General features: G+C 41.6%; 6 protein-coding genes. 4 read left to right on the top strand and 2 right to left on the bottom strand.

The features are described 5' to 3' along the window. Positions 1-144: 144 nt before the first annotated feature. Entirely contained in the window at positions 145-612 is a 468-nt protein-coding gene (gene greA / locus KTE19_RS12660) for a transcription elongation factor GreA (protein WP_217342422.1), read from the bottom strand. A gap of 140 nt (positions 613-752) precedes the next feature. On the opposite strand from greA, the gene KTE19_RS12665 reads away from it, so the two are divergent. The 3 genes from KTE19_RS12665 to KTE19_RS12675 all read left to right on the top strand — a co-directional run bounded on the left by KTE19_RS12665 (position 753) and on the right by KTE19_RS12675 (position 3,006). After that, the gene (locus KTE19_RS12665; protein WP_217162481.1) at positions 753-1,496 is read left to right on the top strand and encodes a hypothetical protein; all 744 of its coding nucleotides are present in this window, start codon (positions 753-755) and stop codon (positions 1,494-1,496) included. Further along, positions 1,474-2,433, top strand: a complete 960-nt coding sequence (locus KTE19_RS12670; RefSeq protein WP_217162479.1) for a serine hydrolase — start codon at positions 1,474-1,476, stop codon at positions 2,431-2,433. The genes KTE19_RS12665 and KTE19_RS12670 overlap by 23 nt, the downstream gene beginning before the upstream one ends. Before the next feature lie 222 nt (positions 2,434-2,655). Next, the gene (locus KTE19_RS12675; protein WP_056981233.1) at positions 2,656-3,006 is read left to right on the top strand and encodes an aggregation-promoting factor C-terminal-like domain-containing protein; all 351 of its coding nucleotides are present in this window, start codon (positions 2,656-2,658) and stop codon (positions 3,004-3,006) included. 104 nt (positions 3,007-3,110) lie between these two features. On the opposite strand, the gene KTE19_RS12680 is transcribed toward KTE19_RS12675, so the two are convergent. After that, positions 3,111-3,467 carry a hypothetical protein gene (locus tag KTE19_RS12680; protein WP_054748959.1) on the bottom strand — a complete coding sequence of 119 codons (357 nt, stop codon included), beginning with the start codon at positions 3,465-3,467 and terminating at the stop codon, positions 3,111-3,113. Positions 3,468-3,823: 356 nt separating this feature from the next. Here KTE19_RS12680 and KTE19_RS12685 point away from each other — a divergent pair, with 356 nt between their 5' ends. Continuing rightward, on the top strand, positions 3,824-5,128 hold the full coding sequence (locus KTE19_RS12685) for a nucleobase:cation symporter-2 family protein (RefSeq protein WP_056981234.1): 1,305 nt from the start codon (positions 3,824-3,826) through the stop codon (positions 5,126-5,128). Positions 5,129-5,207 lie beyond the last annotated feature (79 nt).

A 5,207-nucleotide genomic window follows, 5' to 3' on the forward strand; every position in this document is an offset into this window, starting at 1 on the left:
AAAAGGCATTCGATTGTGTTATCTGAAGAATAACATGCTCGAATGCCTTTTTGAATACGTCCAATTATTTAGTGCTTACGGATTAGCCGCTTATCGTAAGTTTCGTCAAAAAAGTAGTGAGCTAAGCTGGCTTGGCTTGCTCACTTATTTGGTGACTTTGATGATTTTGATTTGGTAAGTCAACCCAGGTGCAGAAACTTGTACTGCATCACCTGAATGATGGTTTAACAACGCAGCCCCAATCGGCGACGCAATTGAAATCTTGTTGTGTTCGATGTCGACTTCGGGGGTACCGACGATTTCATAAGTATCCGTTGAGTGGTCGTCCATGAACTCAAGAGTCACAGTTTTACCAATTTCAACCGTGTCGTTGTCGGTAGGGGTATAAATCTGTGCGTATTGAAGTTGCTTCTTGAGAAATCGCATTCGACTCTCCAAATGACGAAGATCCCGTTTAGCAGCACTGTACTCGGCGTTTTCCGACAAGTCGCCGAGTGCCCGGGCCGCCGCCAGTATTTTGATTTTATTCGGCCGGGCTTCTTCCAAATCGCGAATTTCGGATTTGATGTGTTCATAGCCGGCCTTGGTGATTTTATTAAAATGTTCGTCCAACGTTAAGCCCCCCTGTTACTCCTTAAGTATACAATATAACGGCTCATAACTAATAGAAATGTTGCAATAGGATTGTTAATCTTGATGAATTCACTTATTATATAATTAGATTATATTATGGTTATGAGTGGGAGATCATTATGAAGAAATTTCGATTGGTAGTTTGTGTATTAGCAACAATGATGTTTGCAACGGCGGGGTGCTCCAGCAACAGTGCGAGTCATGACACGAAACCAAAGATCACTTCCAAGACCCGAGACAAGATTTCCGAGTACGAAGGGGTTATCAAAACAGCGCGCAATTTGAATGAAAGCGGCAATTATAAGGCCTCTAACAAGGCCCTCAATGGGATCCGGATCGCGGACTTGAGCGATCACGGCTTTGGTTCATTGAAGACTGAGTACTTCCAGTTGCAGAAAAGCAACGATGCATTTTTGCTGAAGAAGGCTAAGAAACAGAATCAAACCAGTAATGCGACTAATAGTAATGGCGGGACAACTAATTTAAGTACCAACAGCAGTTTTTCAAGTTATCCAAAGTTTGCTGGCGATTATGAATTCTATAATTACGATCCTGATCGGCTTCAAAGTGATTTGGTGATTGATTCTGACGGAACGGTTCTTCAGGAAAATACAGATGGGACCAGTTTCCATGGGATTGCCACTATTTCAGGATACAGCCAAGGCGGTATTCTATCATATGATGTCACGACTGATACGAATAAAACCAAAAGTATTAATTCAAATGTCAAGGTCACAGTCACTTGGAGCAATGGCCAAAACGAAACGTATTATGGTTACACATCATATGACGGCAATTCCGTGCTGACTGATGGCAAATCGTACGATGGGGACTTAGTCAATGAAGTTTGGGTTAAGTACTAGTATTCTTGCCGTAGCTGGGATCGTTATGTTAGCTGGGTGTTCCGCCCATCAGCCAAACGACCATCATTCTGACTCAAAAGTAGGTCGGGTGGCCAGCAGTTCGACAAAGGTGCCACCAAAAAAGGCGACTGGAAGTTCAGCCAGCACGGTTAAGTCTGCCAAGGTAACCAAGGCCGTTCGGGCAACAGTGCAACAGGCTTCTGGAACAACGGCGGTCTACGTGGCATCTGCCAATCACCCATTAGCAACTGGGATTGCGGTCAATCGGCGGCAACGGTCTGCCAGTGTCATTAAAGTTTTTATCATGATCGAAGCCATGAGGAGGGTGAAAGCTGGGGCACTGAATTTGAAGCAAGCAGTGGCAATCCCCGCCCATGATCAGGTTGGCGGGACCGGTGTGTTAGCCCAGCGCGGGACCAATCAGCAGACAATCGGGCAATTACTTGAATTGATGATCAAAGTCAGTGACAATACAGCCACCAATGTGTTAATTGATCAGTTGGGTGGCCTTTCCAAGATTAACCGGACAATTGAGAATCTTGGCTGTCATCACACTAAATTGCAGCGAAAAATGTTGGACTATCGGGCCTTAAATGCTGGGCACGACAACTATACCAGTGCAGCAGATTTAGGGCGGACATTGTTGAAAATTGACCGGCATCAGTTACTGGGTGGTCGTTATGATACCGAAATGTTACGACTTTTGGCGAACAATGCGAATCAGACAAAATTGCCAGCCCTAATCAGTTCGAGGGCGACTATTTATAATAAAACTGGTGAATTCCCAGATTATGGTGTTCAAAATGACGCCGCAATTGTCAAAAAAGGGCAACAATCATTTGTTGTCGTCGTTTTATCCGAAAGTGGTCGTCAAAACCAGCAAATTGATGCCATGAATTTGCTTGGAAAACACTTATATCAAATCTTTTTCCAATAAAAGGCATTAGAATTCTCTGACAATGACTAATTTTGTCAGAGAATTATTTTTGCCCTAAAGCCTGTTAAATCAGGCATATATCTGTTCTACTATCAGATTTGCCTTCTAATATTACTAACATGACAACGTGTTTAACACGCTTGTAATTTTCCAGCAACCTCCCTGTAAATACGAGAGTGTATATTCTACCCTGTTGAGTAAATACGAGGGAGAAATATTTTAATGAAATTTAGAAAATTCGTCATGGTTTTAATGACTGCATTAACTTTCTACGGCACGTTTGATGTTGCCGCAACCACAGAAATCGCAAGCGCCAAGACAACCAAGGTATATAAATCAAATCTTTCAAAAGCAAATCAAAAAGCAAAGTCATGGATCGCCTATCATGAATCAAGAGGTTCATACCATGCTCGCAACGGTCGCTACGTTGGTAAGTATCAATTAAGTTCATCATACTTACACGGTGATTACTCAAAGAACAACCAAGAAAAGGCCGCTGACCATTACGTTAAAGCGCGTTATGGTAGTTGGGTTAATGCCAAGAAGCACTGGAAAGCATACGGTTGGTACTAAAATTAGTCCCGATCTCATAATGTAAACAAAGAGCGTAATCAATCCTTTAATTGGGAATGGTTACGCTCTTTATTTGTTTATTCGGCGATCAGCCGAATAACAGATTATTTAGTAGTTGGGACGCCTGCAACAGCCTTAAAGACATCTGCAAGGGAAACCTGCATGTCAGCAAACTTCTTGTTCAAAATTAATTGACGGAAGTCTTCGATTGACATCTTTTCCTTTTGCTTGAATGGCAATGGTGAGATGGTGGCGTTAACTGACTGGTTAACGCCGGTTGTCAAAGTGATGATAATCCCATCACGGCTATCGAGATGGGCCGTGTAATATTCGTAGTAGGAAGGTACTTCATACTTACCGGTTAGTTCTTTGTGTTCCTGAAAATATTTTGTAATAAAATCTCTGAATGCATCAGCTGATTGTAATGATTCTTTCCATGCGCTTGTGTCATTGATTGTCATAAAAAAATCTCCCTCGTTAATGATGAATTTCTATCCTGATATGTTAGTTGTTCCGCGGATATTGAACTTTACTGTAAGTAGTCTAATTGCTTTTCATAATAAGTCAAGTGAAAATGACTATGAAAACGTTTCATATCAGCATTTAAAATGATTTGCAAAATGTAACCGTTAACCAATCTATTTGTTTTAAGCGAAATTATTTAGGCAATACTTGCATACCAGTTGTCCAACCATTCGGCACCAGTCGTTAAAAAGGGCTGATGTTAGCGCTATTATTCGGAATTTGAATTGTTTTTAAGATTCATTCATGGTAATATGACAATATTACGTTAAACACGAATAAAAGGGAGAATATCATGAATAATGTTTCCGTTTCAGAAGAAAAGTCACCAATTAAGAATGCGATTTTAGGCTTTCAACATTTATTGGCGATGTATTCTGGCGATATTTTAGTTCCGTTATTAATTGGGGCTGCATTGAAGTTTAACGCCGCTCAGATGACATACTTAGTTTCAATGGATATTTTCATGTGTGGGGTTGCGACCTTACTACAAATTCGCCGAACCCCAATTACTGGGATTGGACTGCCGGTTGTCCTTGGGTGTGCCGTGGAGTACGTTGCCCCCTTGCAATCAATTGGTAAGAACTTCGGATTAGGGTATATGTACGGTGGCATTATCGTCGCTGGGGTGTTCATTATATTGGCAGCCAAGCCATTTGCTCACATGCGGAAATATTTTCCACTCGTTGTCACTGGTTCACTGATCACCTTGATTGGGTTTACGTTGATGCCGGTTGCTTTTCAAAACATTGGTGGTGGCGATACAACTGCCAAGGCCTTTGGAGATCCAACTCACTTGTTTTTAGGATTTTTTACTGCGTTAGTTATTATTGTATTGAACATTTGGGCACGTGGATTTTTGAAGCAAATCTCAATTTTAATTGGGATTCTGGTTGGCACCTTAGTGGCAATTTTCATGGGTCAAATTGATTTTGCGGCCGTTGGTCAAGCACATTGGGCTCAATTGCCTCAATTTTTCTATTTTGGCACACCCAAGTTTGAATGGTCATCGATTGCAACCCTGATATTAGCTGCCTTTACCTGTATGATTGAATCTACCGGCGTTTACTTTGCGTTGAGTGATATTACTGGCAGAAAATTGGAAGACCGCGATTTGGAACATGGCTATCGTTCAGAGGGGATTGCTGCCATTCTCGGTGGTGTGTTCAACACATTCCCATATTCGACATTCTCCCAAAACGTTGGGATCGTGCAACTTTCTGGTATTAAGAAATTAACACCCATTTACTATTCAGCATTTATGTTGATGGTACTGGGATTGATTCCAAAGTTTGGCGCAATTGCGACATTGATTCCGTCATCTGTTTTAGGCGGGGCCATGTTGGTGATGTTTGGAATGGTTGGCGCCCAAGGTATCAAGATGTTATCTAAAGTTGAATTAAACAACAAGAACTTATTAATCATTGCCATCTCAGTTGGACTTGGCTTAGGGGTTACGACCCAACCGGCTTTGTTCCAGTACTTGCCTGCAACGGTTCAAGTTATCATGAGTAATGGGATGGTTGTTGGTAGCTTTACCGCCGTTATCTTGAACATCTTATTGAACCATACCCGGCTTCAAAAAACAGTCGAAGAATAAGGCTCTTCGTCAACTGTTGTTGGTGAAACTAAATTCGAGTTCTAATCACTTTGTGATTAGGGCTCTTTTTGTTTTGACC

The sequence above is a fragment of the Lentilactobacillus dabitei genome, from assembly GCF_019061365.1.
Lineage (GTDB): Bacteria > Bacillota > Bacilli > Lactobacillales > Lactobacillaceae > Lentilactobacillus > Lentilactobacillus dabitei.

What these genes read in the sequence shown, in the direction of transcription:
- KTE19_RS12680 (WP_054748959.1), bottom strand. Translation starts at nt 3,467, where the DNA reads ATGACAATCAATGACACAAGCGCATGGAAAGAATCATTACAATCAGCT.
- KTE19_RS12675 (WP_056981233.1), top strand. Translation starts at nt 2,656, where the DNA reads ATGAAATTTAGAAAATTCGTCATGGTTTTAATGACTGCATTAACTTTC.
- KTE19_RS12685 (WP_056981234.1), top strand. Translation starts at nt 3,824, where the DNA reads ATGAATAATGTTTCCGTTTCAGAAGAAAAGTCACCAATTAAGAATGCG.
- KTE19_RS12670 (WP_217162479.1), top strand. Translation starts at nt 1,474, where the DNA reads ATGAAGTTTGGGTTAAGTACTAGTATTCTTGCCGTAGCTGGGATCGTT.
- KTE19_RS12665 (WP_217162481.1), top strand. Translation starts at nt 753, where the DNA reads ATGAAGAAATTTCGATTGGTAGTTTGTGTATTAGCAACAATGATGTTT.